The following is a 16,297-nucleotide window of genomic DNA, read 5'->3' as shown; positions in this document are numbered from 1 at the left end:
CTAAGTTGAACTGAGGGAGACGGAGAGACAGGGGCGAGGGTATCGTCAGGCCGGGGCTAGCAAGTCGCCAGCTGGGAGGCGGCGCCGGCCTCGGCGCACCGGGGCCTCGCCGAGGGCGCGCTCGCAGAGCTCGTCGGGCAGCTGCAGCCTGTGCTGATAGATCAGCGCGAGCCCGTGGGCGGCCTCGCCCCGGTCGAGGACCTCGCGCTCGGCGAGGACGTGACCGCTCCAGGTCGTGGTCTGGCTGAAACCCTCGCCGTTCTGGATGGCGGCCCAGTCCTCGTCGAGGGAGGCGAGGTAGCGCAGCCCCTCCAGGGTCGCAGCGCGCACCGCCGGGTCCTCTGACCGGGCGTAGAAGTGCGGCATCGCCGGGCGCCCGATCCTCTGCTCCGCGCGGACGCGGTTGGCCTCGGCGTTGGACAGCCAGCGCTCCGCACGCTCAAGATCGTAGGGCCCCCATTCGGCCCGGTGCGCGGTCTCGGCCGCCTCCGTCAGGGACCGGCCGAACTGCCAGGGTGCCGCCCCGACGAGCGCCTGAAGCCGCTCGCGAATCGGTCCCGCCATCTCGTCGACGCGAGCCTGCGCGGCGAGCCGGCGTTCCTCGGCCCGAGCGTTGGCCTCGTCACGGGCGGCGCGGGCCTTAGCGATTGCGGCGTCGGCCGCCGCCCTGAGCGCCGGGACGTCCACGTCCTCGGCCGAGATCCCCCACCAGCACGGCAGCAGGTTCGGGGTGCCGGCGCGGTCCGTCCAGGAGAAGACCGCCGCGACCATCAAGCCGCGCTCGGCTCGGTAGGCGTCCGAGAAGGTCTGCGGGGCCTCGTCCATGACGAAGAGCGCCATGGCGTGGCCGTAGCGGAGGCGCTCGCCGACGTGGCGCCAAGGGAAGCCGTCGAAATCGAGCGGGGGAGCGGTCAACCGGGGCATGGGGCGTGTCCACAGGGGAAATGGTTAACGCAAGATTATGCTCCGAAATAAGCCCGGCCAATAGTCTTGTTGACAAAGCTGGTGCATTGGCTGCATGTTGATCTGCGTTCGCTAGGAGACCCCCGGTGCCTCGTACCCCCATGCCCCTCCATCCCCACACTTGGTCGCCCGACCTGGTCGAGCGCGTCAAAGCGCTGTGGCTCGCCGGCGTGTCCGCCCGCTCCATCTCGGCCACGCTCGCCGCCGAGGGCATCGCCCGTAGCCACAGCTCGGTCATCGGCCGGATGCGGCGCGAGAACGTCAGCTTCCAGGGCCCCGGGGCCAGCAGGACCCCCCTTGCACGTAAGCCCCACGAGGGCCCGCGGAAGGCCCCGAAGGCCCTCGTGGTTAAGGCGCCGCCGCCCCCGCCGAAGCCCGCGCCCCGCCCGGCCGCATCGGACGTTCTCCTGCCGGAGTCCCGCCGCGTCTCGATCCTCGACGTCCGAGACGGGGTCTGCCGCTGGATCGCCGGCGATCCCCGTCTGGACCCGACGGCCTGCGGGCACCCGGCCGATCTCGGCTCGCCCTACTGCCCGGCGCACCGGACCGTCGCGCCGAGGTCGCGCGAGGCCGCCTACGTCCCCGCTTTCCGGAAGGCCGCCTGATGAGCCGCATGAGCGACCGTGCCATCGACCTTCAGCACAACCACCAGGTGATGGAGCCGGACGACGAGGACGAGGCGCTGCCCCCGCACCTCGATCCGGACCGCCTCGCCGCCGAGCACCGCGCCCACGTCGAGGCGCTGCTCACCGACCTCGCCAAGCCGGAGTGATCCCCGTGCCCGAGCAGCCCCCCGCCGACGAGTTCATGACCCTCTGGGATTACGTCCCGGATCCTGGCCCGATGGTCCGCGATCCGATGTGGCGCCAGATCGCGCTGCAGGAGCTCACCCGGCCGGCCGACTGGACGCCGCCGGTCCCCCTGATCCGGGAGGCGGCCCCCCTGCCGCCGTGCGCCCGCCTGACGGCCCTCATCGACGACGCGGGCGTCGGGCGCCGGCGGCCCCGCGACGTAGCCATCGTCGAGGCCGCGATCGCGAGGAGCCTGCCGGCCGACGTGCCGACGTTCGTCTCGGCGGTTCTCTCGGTGCGCCGGGACGGCGAGGTCCTGGTCACGCGCGTGCGCCTGTTCGATGGGGGCGTCGTCGTCCTGAGAGTGGACGGGGGCCCCGAGCCCCACGTGCGTGGGTGGGATCCCGAGGGCGAGGACAGGCGCGCCTTCCACTACGTCGACGGCGCGTGGACGCGCGTCGAGAACGCCTGTGTCGGGGAGGTCATCTGATGGCGGGCGGGATCCTGACCGGTTCCGGTCTCGACGAGCTGGTGCGCCAGATCGAGGAGCTCCGGACGAGGCGCTACGAGGGGGCGTTCGACGAGGGCCTTGAGGCAGGTACGCCGCTGGGCGAGGCCGGTGCCTACGCTCAGATGGTCGCCGTCTGCGAGGACGTCCTCTGGCTCTACGGGGTCTACGGGGACGGCGAGCCGGTGGACGTGCTCGGCATCGATCGGATCGTGGAGGACCTCCCCAGGATCAGGGAGGGACGTCGGGCCCTCGTGATCCCCCGCGACCCGGAGACGCCCTGGCGCGATGCGGGGGTCATCGTCCGCTACGGCCTGCGTGTCGACATGCTGGCGGCCGAGACGGGGCCCGAGGGGCAGCGCATGTGGCGCCTGCTGACACACGAGCAGACGTGGATCAAGTTCCGCGACGACGACGGGCGGACCCACTACATCCAGGTCCGCGGGCTCCCGCCGGTCCAGCAGGCCGCGCGGCACGCGTACGAGGCCGAGGTGCGCGAAGCGGAGGCGGTCGCGGCGGCGCTGAGGTCGGCGCGGCCACGCGGGCGGGTTGCCCGGTCGTACTTGGAACTCGACGCCGCTGTTGAGCCCCTTCTGCGCAAGCTGCTGGTGCTCGATCCGGACGCCCTCGTGGGGCACGCCCTCGTCAGGATCGGCGCGTTGCCGCCCGAGTTCCGCACGGCGCGGGTCGACGCGGCGGTCCCGACGCTCGCGGCGCACCACCGCCACGCCGGGTTCGACGTCGCGACGTGCTTGCACTGGCTCCGGGTGATCCGCCGCCGGGTGGCCGCGGTCGAGGCGGCGGGGCCCAAACCGCCCCCCTCCGACGATGCCGATGCCCTCGGTAGCCTCGCGTGGTGAGGCGCCGGATCCTCCCGGGCACGCGCCAAGGCTGCGCGTTCCACCGAACACAAGGACACCTGACCATGGCCACCAAGAAGAAGCCCGCCCCGACCCCGTCCGCTCCCCTGTCGATCACGTTCGACATGAGCATCACCGAGGCCCACAGCCTCGATCGCTGCGTGATCAAGCATGGGTATCTGGTGACGGCCAGTCCGCCGTTCACGGCGAGGGATGACGGGGACTCCCACCTCTCCCGCGATCCGGAGGACGAGTTCCTGGGGGAGATCCTCGGCGTCGAGGAGGGGCGGCTCCTGCTCTTCCGCCGGCGGGACCCGGACGCGTGCCCGGCCCATTTCGGATGGCGGCCGACCTTGGGGCGGCAGTACATCGTCTTTCGGTTTTCGGAATCCGACGACGGCGATGCGTCGGCGGAGCTCCTCGAGGACGATAGCGCCGAGGCCGTCGATGACGCGATGCGGCAGATCTACCGCCGGTACCGCCCGAACCGGACCTACACGCGGACGGCCGAAACGCTGGGACTTCGAGCATGTCCCAGTAACCATCCCCCGCCGTGTTAACCGCGGCCTCTATTTGCCGTTGCAGTCGAAGCCCCCTCGATTCAGAATCGCACCATGCTCAATTCGAAGCCCACATTCGTCCTTCACGCCGGCCCGTTCGACTTCTCGGACGGCGCCCGCGACGAGGCCTCCATGGCCGGTACGGACACGCTGATGTCGCTCGACGTCGCCGCGTGGGCCCCCGAGCTAGCGGACGCCCTAGGCTTCCCGACCTTCTCCACCGCGCAGCTGCGGGCCGCGACGCGTGCCCCGGATCCTCATCGACTGAAATCGATGCAGCCCGGACACGCGATCTACACGACCCGCCAATACCTGCTCGACTGGAGAAATACGTGGCTCGCCCCAAGCAACCCTCCCGCCTTGTCTTCGACCGGAAGCGACAGGTCTGGGCAATCGCAGACTTCATCGATGGCGAGCGCTACAAGCGCAGAACACGACACGGCCTTGCAGCTCGCGGCGCGGCTCAAGAGGAGCTCGCGCTCCACATCGCGGAGCAAGGGCGCCTAGCCCGAGAGCGGCTCATGGCCTCGCCGGATCACGACGACCCGGCGAATTCCAACCCCCGCCTGGTGTCCGTCGCCGCTTGCTTGACGTTCTACGGCGCCCGCATGGAGGGCACGAAGAATGCCGCCTTGGTCGGCCAGCACATCGTCCACCTACTTCGCATCCTGAGGGGCCTGACGCTGGCGCAGATCCGTGGATCGACGTGCCGCGACTACGTCGAGAAGCGGACGAGCGAGCGCTACACGAAGCCCGGCTGGAAGATCTCGAAGCCGATCTCGACGTCGACGGCCCGGCGCGAGCTCGGGACCCTGTCGGCCGCCATCAACGCCTGGCATCGGGAGTACAACCTCTCGTCGGTTCCGGTGCTCGAACTGCCCAAGGCCTCGAAGGGCCATCCGGACTGGCTGACCGAATCGGAGTTCGAGCGCCTCCTGAAGGCGGCCTCCGGGTTCCGCTGGTTCTCCTCAGACATCGCCACGCGCGAGCCGTACTGGCAGCCGATCGAGGGCCTGCGCCACGAGCCCGGCGACCAGCTGGTGCGGTTCCTCCAGATCGCGTTCTACTCGGGCACCCGGAGCGCGGCCGTCCTCGACCTGCGCTGGCGCAAGCACAAGGTCGCCGGGTACGTGGACTTCCCGACGGTGACGATGTTCCGCGAGGGCCCCGAGGCGCCGGCATCCCGCAAGAGGCAGCCCCCGTGCCGGATCCACGATCGCCTGCTCCCGCTCCTCAAGGAGTGGCGCGAGGAGGACCTGGCGGCCGGCGTGTCGCGCGTCGTCCATCGGAACGGTGCCGCCGTGAAGCGGGTCAGCAAGGGGTTCAGGATGGCCGCGATCCGGGCCTGCCTGGACCGGCGCGACATCGACGGGACGCACCGCGTCACCGACCTGTCGGCCGGCCTCGCCGCCGACCTGCCCGAGGAGGAGGAGGGCTACCTCTCGGAGGAGGCCGAGGGCGACGCCGACGAGATGGGTTGGCCGACGCCGCACATCCTCCGGCACTCCAGGGCAACGATCATGCTCCGCGCCGGCGTGCCTCCGGTGGAGGTGAGCGAGTACCTCGGCATGTCGCTGGCCATGGTCCTCAAGGTCTACGGCCACACGTCGAGCGCCTACCAGAAGGCGGCTGCGGCGGCCTGACGCGGAGCTTTATTTTTTACAAGCACCCCTTGCTTTCGGCCCCGTTGCTTGTATATTTACAAGCAACGGGGAGACGGTCTCCCCGAGGGAACCGCACCGATGTCCAAACTCACCGCCGCCAACGTCGCCCACAACCAGGCCGTCGAGCACGCCCTGAACGAAATCATCACCCAGTCCGACCTCGACACCGCGCTCGCCGAGATCGCGGCCCTCTCCGCCCCCACCGAGACCGCCACGGTCGACCTCGACGACCTCGGCTCCGATGCGATCGCGGTGCTGGGCGACGGCTCGGTCCTCTGCTGGGGCAATGAGCACAGGATCAACGGCCGCACGTACCGCGACATCGTCGTCGCCGGCGGCGCCGAGGACGGCCATGGCGTCATGAACGCCGAGCTCCAGGCCGAGATCTGGGAGGACTCCCAGGTCTGCGCCGACTGAGGGCGCGGACCGGCCGGGGGATCGCCCCCCGGCCTCAGGCGAGAACCCTACCCCCAGCACAGAGGATCCGGACATGGCCAGGATGGTGGACTTCGACAACGACGGCGTGGACTTCGACGACGGCCTGCGCCTGACGACCGAGGGCGAGTTCAGGTTCGACGGCAATTGGATCGTCCGGGTCGGCGTCTACCGCCGCTACGAGGGCGAGCGGGACTTCGAGCGCGAGGCGACCGTGCACGTGCGCACCGGCCCGACGGCCCGCACGATCGAGGCCTCCGTGCTGCGCAAGCGCGCCGAGCGCCGCCTCTCCGGCGACTGAGGCCCGCCCCTCGGGAGGGGTGAGAGACCTCCCGATCCCGGGCCTCAGGACCGAACCCAGCCCTTCCGGAAGGACCACACCCATGAAAGCTGCCATCCCCGCCATCGAGGCCGTGCTCGCCGCGTCCCCGTCCCGGGACGAGGACGCGACCGTCTACGCCATGTTCGGCGCCCTCGGCACGATCGACGCCGAGGGTCGGGCCGCCGCCAAACGCGCCTTCCCGGAGCACCCCGCCGTTGCCGCGATCCTCACGTTCGACTTCTGCACCTCCGACGACCACGCTACCGTCGCCGCCGCCCTGGAGCCGCACGCCGCCGCGGCACCGACGCTGCGCCAGTCGACCGAGGACGACGAGTGGACGGCCGCTGAGCGGGCCGTCTACGCCGCCAGGACCTTCGTCGGAGAGGTAGCTCGGATGACCGGCCACGGACGCGCCGGCCACGACCGCTGGGAGGCACGCGAGCACTTGATTGCGACTCTGCGAAACCTGCAGGTGCGCCATCTTGAGGAGGTCGCGTGCGATCGCATCGGCCAGTTCCCCGGGTACGACGTCCGCGGTCAGGGGTGGTGGGCGTGGGGCGCGCCGGGAGGCATGAGCATCCAAGTCCGCGTGGGTGGCAGGCCGATCCTCTCGCTCCCCGGAGACGTCACGCGCCGCGAGGTCGAGATGGCGATCCTCGGCTGGAAGGCCGGCAACGACCAGGGCCTGCACGAGGGCGCCGAGCGCATCCGCCGGGGGATCAAAAACCTCCTCGAAGTCGAGGCCGCCTGAAGCCTGCACCTCCACCGGCCCCCCATCACGGGGCGGCCGGTGTAGAATTGAAACGCCCGTCCTGCGCAGGAGCCCGCACCGTGTCCTTCGATTTCCCCAAGCCGATCCGCGAGGCCAAGGTCGACCTCTCGGGTTTGACCGAGGCTCAAATCCTCATCCGACGGGGCGTCATCAGCCTCGGCGAGCGAGCCTTCGGGCCGCGCTGGCAGAGCTTCTTCGCGACGGCGCTCTCGGAAGTTGCGGGCCGGCGCATCACCCAGGCGCAGGTGTCGCAGTGGATTTCGGGCTCCCGCCCCGTGCCCGATGCCCTGTTCGAGCCCACTCGGCGTCTCGCGATCCGAGCGGCCGAGGACCTGGAACGCCGCGCGGCCGAGATCCGGATGGAGTGGGCCCCGGCGGCGCCGGAGGAGGACAAAGCCGACCTCGCGACACTGGCCTGAGGGCGGGCCCTGCGTCGGAAGGACCAGGGACTAGACAAGCGTAGTCGAAAGTCGATATAGGGGGCTATGTCGACTTTCGAGGTACACCATGGCTGAGGACGTCCGGCTCTCCGACACGACCCTGCGCGCGCTCAAGTTCCTGCTCTCGGCTCCCCTTGAGGGGAGGTCGGGCGCGGAGATCAGCAAGTCCGCCCGCATCGGGTCGGGGACGATGTACCCCATGCTCGCCCGGCTGGAGACCGCCGGCTGGGTCGAGGGGAAGTGGGAGGAGGTGGAACCGAGCGAGGCCGGGAGGCCGAGGCGACGGTTCTACACGCTGACGATGGCAGGGCGCGCCCGGGCCCGTGCCGCGTTCGCCGAGTACCAGGTCGCGCCGGAAGGAGCCCTCGCATGGAACTCCTGATCGGGCTGCTCATGAACATCCTGGGCGCGGACCTCTACGACCGCTGCCCGAGGCTCGCCCGCTTCCTCATCCGCAAGGCGGCCGCCCGGCTGCCGGAGGGCAAGCGGGAGTCCTACGCCGAGGAGTGGTCATCGCACCTCGCCGACTGCGACACCAAGCTCGATCAGCTCCGGCATGCTCTCGGCTGCTGGTGGAGCGTCGGCGGGATCCTGAGGACCGAGCCGCAGCCAAAGCGGGCTTACAGCCTCGACGCGCTCATCCTCGGCTCCGGCCTCATGCTGGTCGGATCCACCGCGGAGGCGATCATGTCCGCGATGGCCGGCGCGCCCTGGCTGTACCTGGTGAGCTACCTGTTCCAGATCCTGCCGGGAGCCTTCGTCGTCGTCCTGGGGATCCGGATGCGTCTGAAGGATGGGCGGTACGTGTATATCTGACGCCCGGAGCGGGGTCCCGGAATGGCCCCGCAATTACGAAATCCGGCCCGCATGGCCGTGCATGGCGCTCGATCCAATCGAACGGCGTTGCATGGGAATTGACGGGCCGGACGCCGGTCCCTAGGAAAGTTGCGGCGGGGTGAGAGCCTTGCCAAGGTTGGGGTCGAGGGTTCGAATCCCTTCGCCCGCTCCAATTTAGGTACTGATCGAACTGCAAGAGCTGGCTCAGGCCGGCTTTTTGCGTTTCGGGACCGTCTTCGGAAATCGCGGCCTTTCATGATCGAGCCGGCCGTCGCGCCTCGTGCGTGTGGGCCGCGCCTTCCCGCTCGATCATCGCGGCGCGCGCGATGCGTCTTCGTTCAGAATGCCGCGCAGGGCTTTCCGCCGGGCAGCACGACTTCCTCGCGGCCGAGATAGGTCTTGCCGGCCCGCACCGGCCAGGTCTTGCTGACCACGAACGTCCAGCGGTTCAGGACGGGGAAGACGCCGAACACGGCGGTGTAGGGCAGGCGCAGCTCGGCCATCACCAGGCGGTCCCCGGGGCTTGCCGTTCCGGCCGGCGCGGGGCCGATCGTCGAGCCGGCCGCGCGCTGCGTGTCGTTGCGCGCGACGCTGGAGCAGACCTTCGCCACGGGGGTCGACCCGTCGAGGTAGATCCCGCCGGCGGTGAGCACGATCCCGGCACGGCCGAGGTCGTACGGGCTCGAGACGGCCTGTGCGGCGGCGTAGACGTCGGCGATGTCGGTCACGTCGGCGCGCGAGATCAGGTCCGCCATCGTCGTCGCCGCGAGCGAGACCCGGCGCCCCGTGGTGATCGCGCGCGGAAGCTCGATCGAGGCCATGAACATCAGGACCAGGATCGGGGCGATGAAGGCGAACTCGACGCCGCTGACGCCGCCTTCCGCACGCGCGAACCGCCCGAGGCCGCCCCGGCCCGCCGTCATTGGCAGGGCTTCGCGTCGTAGGCTTCCGCCCGGAAGATCACGGTCGAGACGAGGAGCTGGCGGTTGTCGGCGAGGCGACGCCCGGTGAAGTCGAGGAACGCGAACAGCCGCAGGATCGGGACGGCCGCGCGGATCGCGATCACGTCGTCCCCCGTCGGGCACTGGAACTGGGTACCGAAACTCTGCGAGACGGTCTTGGTCTGTGTGTCGTAGGGCTCGGACACCTGCGAGCCCTTGAAGGTATCCGCCCGCGTCACGTCGAGGCGGACGTCCCGGCAGGCGAAGAACAGGCTGGAATTGCCGCACATCAGCTGCCGCAGGCGCTGTGCCGGATCCGAGCCGTCGGCCCGGTCTTGGAACTCGCCCGTCCGCAGCAGGCGCGAGGCCCGGTCGACGGACATGTCGAGGGTCTGCTGGGCCAGCACGACCACGCCGGATTCGGCGACGACGCCGAGCAGGGCGATGAAGGGCAGCGCCAGCATCGCGAACTCGACGGCGGCGACGCCCCGACGGTCGGCCAGCAGGCCCGCCCGGATCGGAGCCGCCGCGGACACGAACCGGACCCGCGCCCATGCGTGAACCGATGCGCGGCGAAGCCACGCCCGGAGATCCGCAGCGCGAACGGCGATCGAGCCGACGGGTCCGGGCCGATCGATCGGCAACGTGCAGCGTGTCCTGGGCGTCCGACGCATTCTCGGCCTGAAGGGCATCGGATCGCCGATCGTCGGCCCGGTCCTACCCCGAATGGACCGCAGTCTACGGTGGTAGAGCTTTAAAATTCCTGAGGCCGGGCAAGGCAATCGCAGCGGCGACGACGCGATCCGAGCGGCGAACAGGCCTACAACCTGGGGTAATACCGATATTCGATGCCGGCCGGGCGCTACGGTCGATGTCGTCGACAGGCCGCCGCAAATTTCTACCTGTAGATGTAGATTCAGGCTCGATCCTGCAACGGTCCTCGTCCGGAGACGAGCATCGACCCTTAAAATTCAATCCTTGATTGTTTTCATCGAGTCCTGCACGCCAGACGCGATCACTCTGCGCCCGCCTCCATCCGATCGGATCGAGAGGGCCTTTCATTAATCCGAAGCCTGTAGACCCGTCGGTTCAAGATGGGCCGAGGAGGCGGTCGGGATGGGGAGCGGGTGGCGAACGGGGCATCGCGGCGGCGTGGCGTTCGCGTCCGCGGCGTCTCGCTTCCGGGCGTTCGGAGCCGACGGACGCGGCGCCGTGGCCGTCATCTTCTGCCTCTGCGCGACGGTGCTGCTCGGCCTCGTCGGCGGCGGCGTCGACTATGCGCGCCTCGCGGCCCGGCGGAACCAGTTGCAGGCCGCCGTCGACGCCGGAGCGCTCGCCGGCGGCAACGCCCTCAAGCTTGCCCTGTCGAGCACCGCCGCGGTGGTCGGCGTCACCGAGCAGACGGTGCGATCGGAGGCGAAATCGCCGCCGGACCGGCCGCTGACCGTGCAGGTCACGGTCGCGCCCGACAAGACCAACGTCGCGGCGATCGCCGCCGAGAGCTACAATCTGTCCTTCGGCAGCTTCGTCGGGATGCCCGCCGCCAAGCTCGCGGTGAAGGCGCAGGCGAGCGTCGTCGGTCGGATGCGCCTGTGCATGCTGGCGCTCGACCCCTTCGCCGCCGGCGCGTTCAACCTGCAGAAGAACGCGCAGGTCACCGCCACCGATTGCGCCCTCTACTCGAACTCCGTCTCGGGAACGGGAATGGTGGGCCAGGACAACGCGATCGCCAAGGCGCAGACGATCTGCTCGGCCGGCGGCTACCTCGGCGTGCGCGCGAACTTCAGCCCGACGCCGCAGACCGGGTGCCCGGTGATCGAGGATCCCCTGAAGGATCGCGCCGCACCGCCGATCGGCGCCTGCGCGACGCTGCCGTTCCCGCTCAACCTGCTCAACGTGCTCGCGATCAAGACGATCGACAGAGACATCACCCTGGAGCCGGGCACCTATTGCGCCGGCCTGCACATCACCAAGGACGCCGTCGTCACGCTGAAGCCTGGCATCTACGTGATGAAGGACGGTCCGCTCGTCGTCGACAAGAAGGCGACGCTCACCGGCACCGACGTGGCCTTCTACTTCACCGGGAACAACGGCGGCCTGGTCTTCGACAAGAAGACCACCATCAGCCTGACCGCCCCCACGACCGGGATCATGGCCGGCCTGCTGCTGTCGGAGGATCGCGGGGTCATCCTGCCGATCGATCCGACGGCGCTCGTCGACACCCTGCTCGGGGACATCATCAGCCCGACGCCGCCGCCGCTCGCCTTCACCAAGCCGGTGCGGACCTACCGCATCATCAGCGACAACGCCCGCACCATGCTCGGCACGATCTACCTGCCGGCGGGCCGCCTGGTGATCGACGCATCCAGGCCGGTGGCCGACCAGTCGGCCTACACCGTGATCGTGGCCCAGCAGATCAACCTCTACGAAGGCCCGAACCTCGTCCTCAACGCGAATTACGGCGCGACGAGCGTGCCGGTGCCGAAGGGCGTCGGCCCGGTCTCCGGCCGGCTGCTGCTGACGCAATGACGACGGGCCCACTTCACCGCCGACGGGATGGAGCCTCATGCTCGCGCTGATCCTCGATGATGCGGAACTCAACAACCTGCTCGTCGTCCAGGCGCTGAAGCCCGTGCCCGACTGCGAGCCGGTCGAGTTCACCTGCCCCGTCGCGGCGCTGGCGTTCCTGCGCGACAACGTCGAGCGCATCGGCATCGCCATCACCGACTACGACATGCCGGGGATGACCGGGCTCGAGTTCATCGCGGCCGCGCGGGGCGTGGCGGGCTTCGCGCACGTGCCGATCGTCATGGTGACGAGCATGGACCAGCGCACGATCCGCCGTCAGGCGCTCGATGCCGGCGCCACCGACTTCCTGGGCAAGCCGTTCGACCCCGCCGAGATCCGGGCGCGCGTCGGCAACCTGATGAAGATCAGCCACGCCCACCGTCAGGAGCAGGACCGCGCGGCGTGGCTGGCGCGCGAGGTCGCCGCCGCCGTCTCGGTGATCGAGGCGCGCGAGCGCGAGATCATCGACCTCCTGATGCGCGCAGCCGAGCACCGCGACACCGACACCGGCAACCACATCGCGCGGGTCTCGACCTATGTCGGCATCATCGCGAAGAACCTCGGCTTCGACGCCGAATATTGCCGCCTCCTGAGCCTCGCCTCGACGATGCACGACGTCGGCAAGATCGGCGTGCCCGACGCGATCCTGCTCAAGCAGGGCGCGCTCTCGGTCGACGAGCGCAGCGAGATGGAGAAGCACGCCGAGCGCGGCCGCCGCATCCTCGAAGGCAGCACCTCGAACGTGGTTCAGCTCGCCGCCGAGATCGCCGCGAGCCACCACGAGCGCTGGGACGGCACCGGGTATCCGGCGGGCCTGGCCGGCGAGGCGATCCCGCTGTCGGGCCGCATCGTCGCCGTGGCCGACGTGTTCGACGCCCTGGTCTCGGAGCGGCCGTACAAGGAAGCCTGGTCGCTCGAGAAGGCGCGGGCGCTCCTGTCCGACAACGCAGGCTCACACTTCGACCCGGCCTGCGTCGCGGCGTTCCTGGCCGGCTGGGGCGAGGTCGAGCGGCAATGGCTGCGCGCAGCCGCGTGAGCCGAGGCGATCGGATGCGACGTTCGAAGGAAGGCCGGGGCACGATGCGTTGGAAGGCACTGGACCCGCGGCGGTCCCTGGCGGGCCGGGTCGCCTGGGCGGTCGTCGGCGCCGTCGCGGTAGCGCTCCTTGTCGCGACCACGCTCTCGGTCTGGCGCGAGGTCGACCGCTACGCCGCCGACAAGCGCGAGGCCCTGCGCACGGTCGCGCGCGTGCTCGCGCAGAGCGGCGCCGGCGCCATCGCGAGCGACGACGCGGATGCGGCCGACACCACCCTTCGGGCGATCGCGCGCAACCCCTCGCTGGTCTACGCCGCGCTGATTCGCCCGGACGGCAGCATCCTCGGCGAGCAGGGCATCGGGCTCAGGCTGTCGAACGACCTCGACCTCGACGCCGCCGAGCAGCCGTCGCTCCTCGCTCTGCTCCTCACCCGGACCCTTAAGGTCGGCGAGCCGGTGCTGGAGAACCAGCGCGAGATCGGCCGGGTCGTGGTGGTGGCCGAGACCGGCGACCTCGCCGACCGCCTCGGCGGCGTCGCGCTCAACGCGCTGCTCGCCGGCCTCGTCGCGGTGGCCGTCGGCCTCGCGGTCTCGCTCAGGCTCCAGCGCGCCGTGACGCGGCCGCTGACCGCGCTCGCCGGCACCATGGACGCGGTGCGCTCGCGCCACGACTACAGCCGACGGGCCGACGTCACCACCGACGACGAGGTCGGGGCCCTGGCCCAGACCTTCAACGACCTGCTCGGCGCGGTGAACGTCCGCGACCGGCAGCTCGCCGCCTACAGCACCGGGCTGGAGGAGGAGGTCCGCGTGCGGACCCACGATCTCAGCGAGGCGCGGGAGCAGGCGGACGCCGCCAACGCCGCGAAATCCACCTTCCTCGCCACCATGAGCCACGAGATCCGCACGCCGATGAACGGCATGCTGGTGATGGCCGAGCTCCTGGCCGCCACCGACCTGCCGCCGCGCCAGCGCCGCTACGCCGAGGTGATCGCGCGCTCGGGACAATCGCTGCTGGCGATCATCAACGACATCCTCGACTTCGCGAAGGTGGAGGCCGGCAAGCTCGAATTGGAGCGCACCACGATCAGCCCGGCCGAGATCGCCGACTCGGTCGTCACGCTGTTCGGCGAGCGCGCCCGCACGGCCGGGCTCGACCTCGCGGCCGAGATCGGCGCGGACGTGCCCGCCGGCATGGTCGGCGACCCGGTGCGCCTCGGCCAGGTCGTCAGCAACTTCGTCTCCAACGCCCTCAAGTTCACGGAAGCGGGCCACGTCCTCGTCCGCATGAGGACCTGCGACGGCGGGCGGATGCTGGAGATCGCCGTCGTCGACACCGGCATCGGCATTCCGCAGGACAAGATCGCCGGGGTGTTCACCGCCTTCACCCAGGCCGACCAATCGACCACGCGCCGCTTCGGCGGCACCGGCCTCGGCCTCTCGATCGCGGAGCGCCTGATCGCGGCGATGGGCGGCGGCGTCGGCCTCGAGAGCCGCGTCGGCGAGGGCTCGACCTTCTGGGCGCGGATCCCGATCGAAGCGCCGGAGACGGCCGAGACGATCCGCCGGTCGGCCGAGGCGCCGAAGGGCGTCGTGCTCGCCGGCCTCGGCGGTGCGACACGCGTGGCGCTGGCGGCGGGCCTCGTCGAGGCGGACCTCGCCCCGCTTGCGGACACCGCGCCGGACCGCGCATCCTGGATCATGGATGCGGCCGAGCTGCTCGCGCACGGGTTCCGCCCGGACGCGGCCCTGCGGGTGGTCGCGGTGGCGCCGATGGGCGATCCGGCCGGTCAGCAGGCGCTCCGCGCCGGGCTCGCCGACGAGGTCTTGCGCTGGCCCGTGGTGCAGGCGGAGTGGCGGCCGGTGCTGGCAGCGCTCGCCGCCGACCGCCCGTTCGCCGCGAACGCGCCGCGTTCCACTACCTCCGCCGACGCCCTGCCGCGCTTCCCTCAGGCCCGCGTGCTCGTCGCCGACGACAGCGCCGTGAACCTGGAGGTCGCGATCGAGGCGCTGGCGCGCTGCGGCGTGACGGACGTGATCACCGTCGGGGACGGCGCGCAGGCGGTGGCCGCGAGCGCGGCCGCCCATTTCGATCTGGTCCTGATGGACGGCAGCATGCCGGTCCTCGACGGGTTCGCGGCGACGCGCGCGATCCGCCGCCGCGAGGCCGAGACCGGCGCCGCCCGCCTGCCGATCGTCGCGATGACCGCGCACGTGATCGGCGACGGCGCGCTCGCGTGGCAGGACGCCGACATGGACGGGACGCTGGCAAAACCCTTCACCCTGGCCCAGCTCGCGCAGGTGCTCGGCCGCTTCGTCGCGACCGACGCGCCCGGCGCGGACACGCTTGCGTCCCGGGTGGACGCCTTCGACGAAGCAGGCTCGGACCAGCCTTCCGCCCCGGGGCTCCTCGACAGCGAAACCCTCGAAGGCCTCGCCGAGATGGGCGACGGCGCCTTCCTGGCGCGCGTGCTCGGCCTCTACACCGGGCAGGCGCCGGCGGCGCTGACCGCGCTGGAAGCCGCGATCCCCGGAGGCGAAGCCGGCACCGTCGCCAGCGCCGCCCACGGCCTGAAGTCGATGAGCGCGAACATCGGCGCGACGCGGCTGGTCGGGTTGCTCGCCGCGGTCGAGGGCGGGGCTCGGAGTTCGGGCACCATCCCCGATGCGGGGCAGATGGCGGAGATCCGCGCGGCGTTCACGGAGACTTTGTGCGCGCTCGCCGCTTACGGGGCGCGCAGGGATCTCGCTGCGTAGGCGAGCGCCTTCAGCCGAACTGCTCGCGCAGGATGCGCTCGTCGAGGCTGTGGCCGGGGTCGTGCAGCAGCACGAGATCGGTCTCCCGGTCGAGCCAGGTGTCGACCATCGACACCCGGCGGAACTCGGTGTGGTCGGCCACCGCCGCGACGGGCCTGTGCTCGGCGTCGAGCACCTCGATCCGGATGTGGGCGTGGTCCGGCAGCAGCGCGCCGCGCCAGCGCCGGGGCCGGAACGCCGAGATCGGCGTCAGCGCCAGGAGCTTGGCGTTGAGCGGCAGGATCGGGCCCCCGACCGACAGGTTGTAGGCGGTGGATCCGGCCGCGGTGGCCGCGAGCACCCCGTCGGCGATCAGCTCGGGCAGCCGCACCTGCCCGTCGACCGAGATCTTGAGCTTGGCGGTCTGGTGGGTCTGGCGCAGCAGGTAGACCTCGTTGATCGAGCGGGCGCGGTGGCTGCGCCCCTCGGTGTCGTGCGCCTCCATCAGCAGCGGGTGGACGACGCTGCGATGCGCGGCCTCCAGGCGCTCCAGGAGGGTGTCCTCGCGGAACTCGTTCATCAGGAAGCCGACGGTGCCGCGGTTCATGCCGTAGATCGGCTTCTTCGCGTCCATGAAGCGGTGGAGCACCTGCAGCATCAGGCCGTCGCCGCCGAGGGCGACCACCACGTCGGCCTCCTCGGGCGCGACGTGGTCGTAGCGCCGCATCAAGGCGGCGGCCGCCTCGCGGGCGTCGGGCGTCGGGCTCGCGACGAAGGCGACCTTGTGGAAGCGCGGCATGCGTGACCCGGACCCACCTGAGTTGACGCGGAGCCGGAGCGGGGCTCAATCGTGCGCGTGCACCAT

At 70.6% G+C, this 16,297-nt stretch carries 20 protein-coding genes; 16 read left to right on the top strand and 4 right to left on the bottom strand.

Annotated elements, in window-relative coordinates; translation table 11 throughout:
* Positions 1 to 45 precede the first annotated feature (45 nt).
* The gene (locus tag MKK68_RS18240) at positions 46 to 924 is read right to left on the bottom strand and encodes a hypothetical protein (protein WP_147842682.1); all 879 of its coding nucleotides are present in this window, start codon (positions 922 to 924) and stop codon (positions 46 to 48) included.
* A gap of 125 nt (positions 925 to 1,049) precedes the next feature.
* Here MKK68_RS18240 and MKK68_RS18235 point away from each other — a divergent pair, with 125 nt between their 5' ends.
* The 13 genes from MKK68_RS18235 (at position 1,050) to MKK68_RS18175 (ending at position 8,131) form a co-directional block, all read left to right on the top strand.
* Positions 1,050 to 1,568: a GcrA family cell cycle regulator gene (locus MKK68_RS18235; RefSeq protein ID WP_243924974.1), complete on the top strand. Its 519-nt coding sequence runs from the start codon at positions 1,050 to 1,052 to the stop codon at positions 1,566 to 1,568.
* Between the two features lie 8 nt (positions 1,569 to 1,576).
* Positions 1,577 to 1,735 carry a hypothetical protein gene (locus MKK68_RS18230; protein WP_187274963.1) on the top strand — a complete coding sequence of 53 codons (159 nt, stop codon included), beginning with the start codon at positions 1,577 to 1,579 and terminating at the stop codon, positions 1,733 to 1,735.
* A 5-nt stretch (positions 1,736 to 1,740) separates the two neighbouring features.
* Entirely contained in the window at positions 1,741 to 2,244 is a 504-nt protein-coding gene (locus tag MKK68_RS18225; RefSeq protein ID WP_147842680.1) for a hypothetical protein, read from the top strand.
* Complete coding sequence (locus tag MKK68_RS18220; protein ID WP_147842679.1) at positions 2,244 to 3,122, top strand: hypothetical protein; 879 nt, start codon at positions 2,244 to 2,246, stop codon at positions 3,120 to 3,122. The genes MKK68_RS18225 and MKK68_RS18220 overlap by 1 nt, the downstream gene beginning before the upstream one ends.
* Before the next feature lie 65 nt (positions 3,123 to 3,187).
* On the top strand, positions 3,188 to 3,682 hold the full coding sequence (locus MKK68_RS18215) for a hypothetical protein (protein ID WP_147842678.1): 495 nt from the start codon (positions 3,188 to 3,190) through the stop codon (positions 3,680 to 3,682).
* Between the two features lie 54 nt (positions 3,683 to 3,736).
* Entirely contained in the window at positions 3,737 to 4,189 is a 453-nt protein-coding gene (locus MKK68_RS18210) for a hypothetical protein (protein ID WP_056250404.1), read from the top strand.
* A gap of 14 nt (positions 4,190 to 4,203) precedes the next feature.
* On the top strand, positions 4,204 to 5,325 hold the full coding sequence (locus MKK68_RS18205) for a tyrosine-type recombinase/integrase (protein WP_243924973.1): 1,122 nt from the start codon (positions 4,204 to 4,206) through the stop codon (positions 5,323 to 5,325).
* Between the two features lie 99 nt (positions 5,326 to 5,424).
* The gene (locus MKK68_RS18200) at positions 5,425 to 5,763 is read left to right on the top strand and encodes a hypothetical protein (protein WP_056250399.1); all 339 of its coding nucleotides are present in this window, start codon (positions 5,425 to 5,427) and stop codon (positions 5,761 to 5,763) included.
* Positions 5,764 to 5,836: 73 nt separating this feature from the next.
* Entirely contained in the window at positions 5,837 to 6,082 is a 246-nt protein-coding gene (locus tag MKK68_RS18195) for a hypothetical protein (protein ID WP_147842676.1), read from the top strand.
* A gap of 82 nt (positions 6,083 to 6,164) precedes the next feature.
* The gene (locus tag MKK68_RS18190; RefSeq protein WP_147842675.1) at positions 6,165 to 6,854 is read left to right on the top strand and encodes a hypothetical protein; all 690 of its coding nucleotides are present in this window, start codon (positions 6,165 to 6,167) and stop codon (positions 6,852 to 6,854) included.
* 80 nt (positions 6,855 to 6,934) lie between these two features.
* Complete coding sequence (locus MKK68_RS18185; RefSeq protein WP_056250392.1) at positions 6,935 to 7,294, top strand: hypothetical protein; 360 nt, start codon at positions 6,935 to 6,937, stop codon at positions 7,292 to 7,294.
* 88 nt (positions 7,295 to 7,382) lie between these two features.
* Positions 7,383 to 7,697 (top strand): PadR family transcriptional regulator, encoded by a 315-nt coding sequence (locus MKK68_RS18180; protein ID WP_056250390.1) that lies wholly within the window; start codon positions 7,383 to 7,385, stop codon positions 7,695 to 7,697.
* Positions 7,685 to 8,131, top strand: coding sequence for a hypothetical protein (locus tag MKK68_RS18175; protein WP_056250388.1), 447 nt, complete (start codon positions 7,685 to 7,687; stop codon positions 8,129 to 8,131). The genes MKK68_RS18180 and MKK68_RS18175 overlap by 13 nt, the downstream gene beginning before the upstream one ends.
* 359 nt (positions 8,132 to 8,490) lie before the next feature.
* On the opposite strand, the gene MKK68_RS18170 is transcribed toward MKK68_RS18175, so the two are convergent.
* Together MKK68_RS18170 and MKK68_RS18165 are read right to left on the bottom strand one after the other, a co-directional pair.
* Positions 8,491 to 9,075 carry a TadE/TadG family type IV pilus assembly protein gene (locus MKK68_RS18170; protein ID WP_147726298.1) on the bottom strand — a complete coding sequence of 195 codons (585 nt, stop codon included), beginning with the start codon at positions 9,073 to 9,075 and terminating at the stop codon, positions 8,491 to 8,493.
* Positions 9,072 to 9,629, bottom strand: a complete 558-nt coding sequence (locus MKK68_RS18165) for a TadE/TadG family type IV pilus assembly protein (protein WP_244032134.1) — start codon at positions 9,627 to 9,629, stop codon at positions 9,072 to 9,074. Before MKK68_RS18165 ends, MKK68_RS18170 begins: the two co-directional genes overlap by 4 nt.
* Positions 9,630 to 10,209: 580 nt before the next feature.
* Here MKK68_RS18165 and MKK68_RS18160 point away from each other — a divergent pair.
* From MKK68_RS18160 to MKK68_RS18150, 3 genes are read left to right on the top strand one after another with little or no spacing between them, the layout of a single operon-like run.
* Positions 10,210 to 11,622: a TadE/TadG family type IV pilus assembly protein gene (locus tag MKK68_RS18160; protein ID WP_147842777.1), complete on the top strand. Its 1,413-nt coding sequence runs from the start codon at positions 10,210 to 10,212 to the stop codon at positions 11,620 to 11,622.
* Between the two features lie 37 nt (positions 11,623 to 11,659).
* A complete protein-coding gene (locus tag MKK68_RS18155) occupies positions 11,660 to 12,697 on the top strand; it encodes an HD-GYP domain-containing protein (protein ID WP_147726301.1) in 1,038 nt (345 codons plus the stop codon).
* Between the two features lie 44 nt (positions 12,698 to 12,741).
* Entirely contained in the window at positions 12,742 to 15,453 is a 2,712-nt protein-coding gene (locus MKK68_RS18150) for a hybrid sensor histidine kinase/response regulator (protein ID WP_244032128.1), read from the top strand.
* 10 nt (positions 15,454 to 15,463) lie between these two features.
* On the opposite strand, the gene MKK68_RS18145 is transcribed toward MKK68_RS18150, so the two are convergent.
* Positions 15,464 to 16,231: an NAD kinase gene (locus tag MKK68_RS18145; protein WP_147726303.1), complete on the bottom strand. Its 768-nt coding sequence runs from the start codon at positions 16,229 to 16,231 to the stop codon at positions 15,464 to 15,466.
* Positions 16,232 to 16,297 lie beyond the last annotated feature (66 nt).

Origin of the sequence: Methylobacterium sp. E-016 (assembly GCF_022829745.1) — a bacterium.
Lineage (GTDB): Bacteria > Pseudomonadota > Alphaproteobacteria > Rhizobiales > Beijerinckiaceae > Methylobacterium.
Note: the sequence above shows the minus strand (reverse complement) of the source record. Positions and strands in the feature narration are given on the sequence as shown.

Excerpts from the sequence above, each read along its gene's own strand:
- MKK68_RS18155 (WP_147726301.1), top strand. The coding sequence starts at position 11,660 with ATGCTCGCGCTGATCCTCGATGATGCGGAACTCAACAACCTGCTCGTC.
- MKK68_RS18145 (WP_147726303.1), bottom strand. The coding sequence starts at position 16,231 with ATGCCGCGCTTCCACAAGGTCGCCTTCGTCGCGAGCCCGACGCCCGAC.
- MKK68_RS18175 (WP_056250388.1), top strand. The coding sequence starts at position 7,685 with ATGGAACTCCTGATCGGGCTGCTCATGAACATCCTGGGCGCGGACCTC.
- MKK68_RS18170 (WP_147726298.1), bottom strand. The coding sequence starts at position 9,075 with ATGACGGCGGGCCGGGGCGGCCTCGGGCGGTTCGCGCGTGCGGAAGGC.
- MKK68_RS18205 (WP_243924973.1), top strand. The coding sequence starts at position 4,204 with ATGGCCTCGCCGGATCACGACGACCCGGCGAATTCCAACCCCCGCCTG.
- MKK68_RS18180 (WP_056250390.1), top strand. The coding sequence starts at position 7,383 with ATGGCTGAGGACGTCCGGCTCTCCGACACGACCCTGCGCGCGCTCAAG.
- MKK68_RS18160 (WP_147842777.1), top strand. The coding sequence starts at position 10,210 with ATGGGGAGCGGGTGGCGAACGGGGCATCGCGGCGGCGTGGCGTTCGCG.
- MKK68_RS18195 (WP_147842676.1), top strand. The coding sequence starts at position 5,837 with ATGGCCAGGATGGTGGACTTCGACAACGACGGCGTGGACTTCGACGAC.
- MKK68_RS18240 (WP_147842682.1), bottom strand. The coding sequence starts at position 924 with ATGCCCCGGTTGACCGCTCCCCCGCTCGATTTCGACGGCTTCCCTTGG.
- MKK68_RS18210 (WP_056250404.1), top strand. The coding sequence starts at position 3,737 with ATGCTCAATTCGAAGCCCACATTCGTCCTTCACGCCGGCCCGTTCGAC.
- MKK68_RS18215 (WP_147842678.1), top strand. The coding sequence starts at position 3,188 with ATGGCCACCAAGAAGAAGCCCGCCCCGACCCCGTCCGCTCCCCTGTCG.
- MKK68_RS18200 (WP_056250399.1), top strand. The coding sequence starts at position 5,425 with ATGTCCAAACTCACCGCCGCCAACGTCGCCCACAACCAGGCCGTCGAG.
- MKK68_RS18230 (WP_187274963.1), top strand. The coding sequence starts at position 1,577 with ATGAGCGACCGTGCCATCGACCTTCAGCACAACCACCAGGTGATGGAG.
- MKK68_RS18220 (WP_147842679.1), top strand. The coding sequence starts at position 2,244 with ATGGCGGGCGGGATCCTGACCGGTTCCGGTCTCGACGAGCTGGTGCGC.
- MKK68_RS18150 (WP_244032128.1), top strand. The coding sequence starts at position 12,742 with ATGCGTTGGAAGGCACTGGACCCGCGGCGGTCCCTGGCGGGCCGGGTC.
- MKK68_RS18190 (WP_147842675.1), top strand. The coding sequence starts at position 6,165 with ATGAAAGCTGCCATCCCCGCCATCGAGGCCGTGCTCGCCGCGTCCCCG.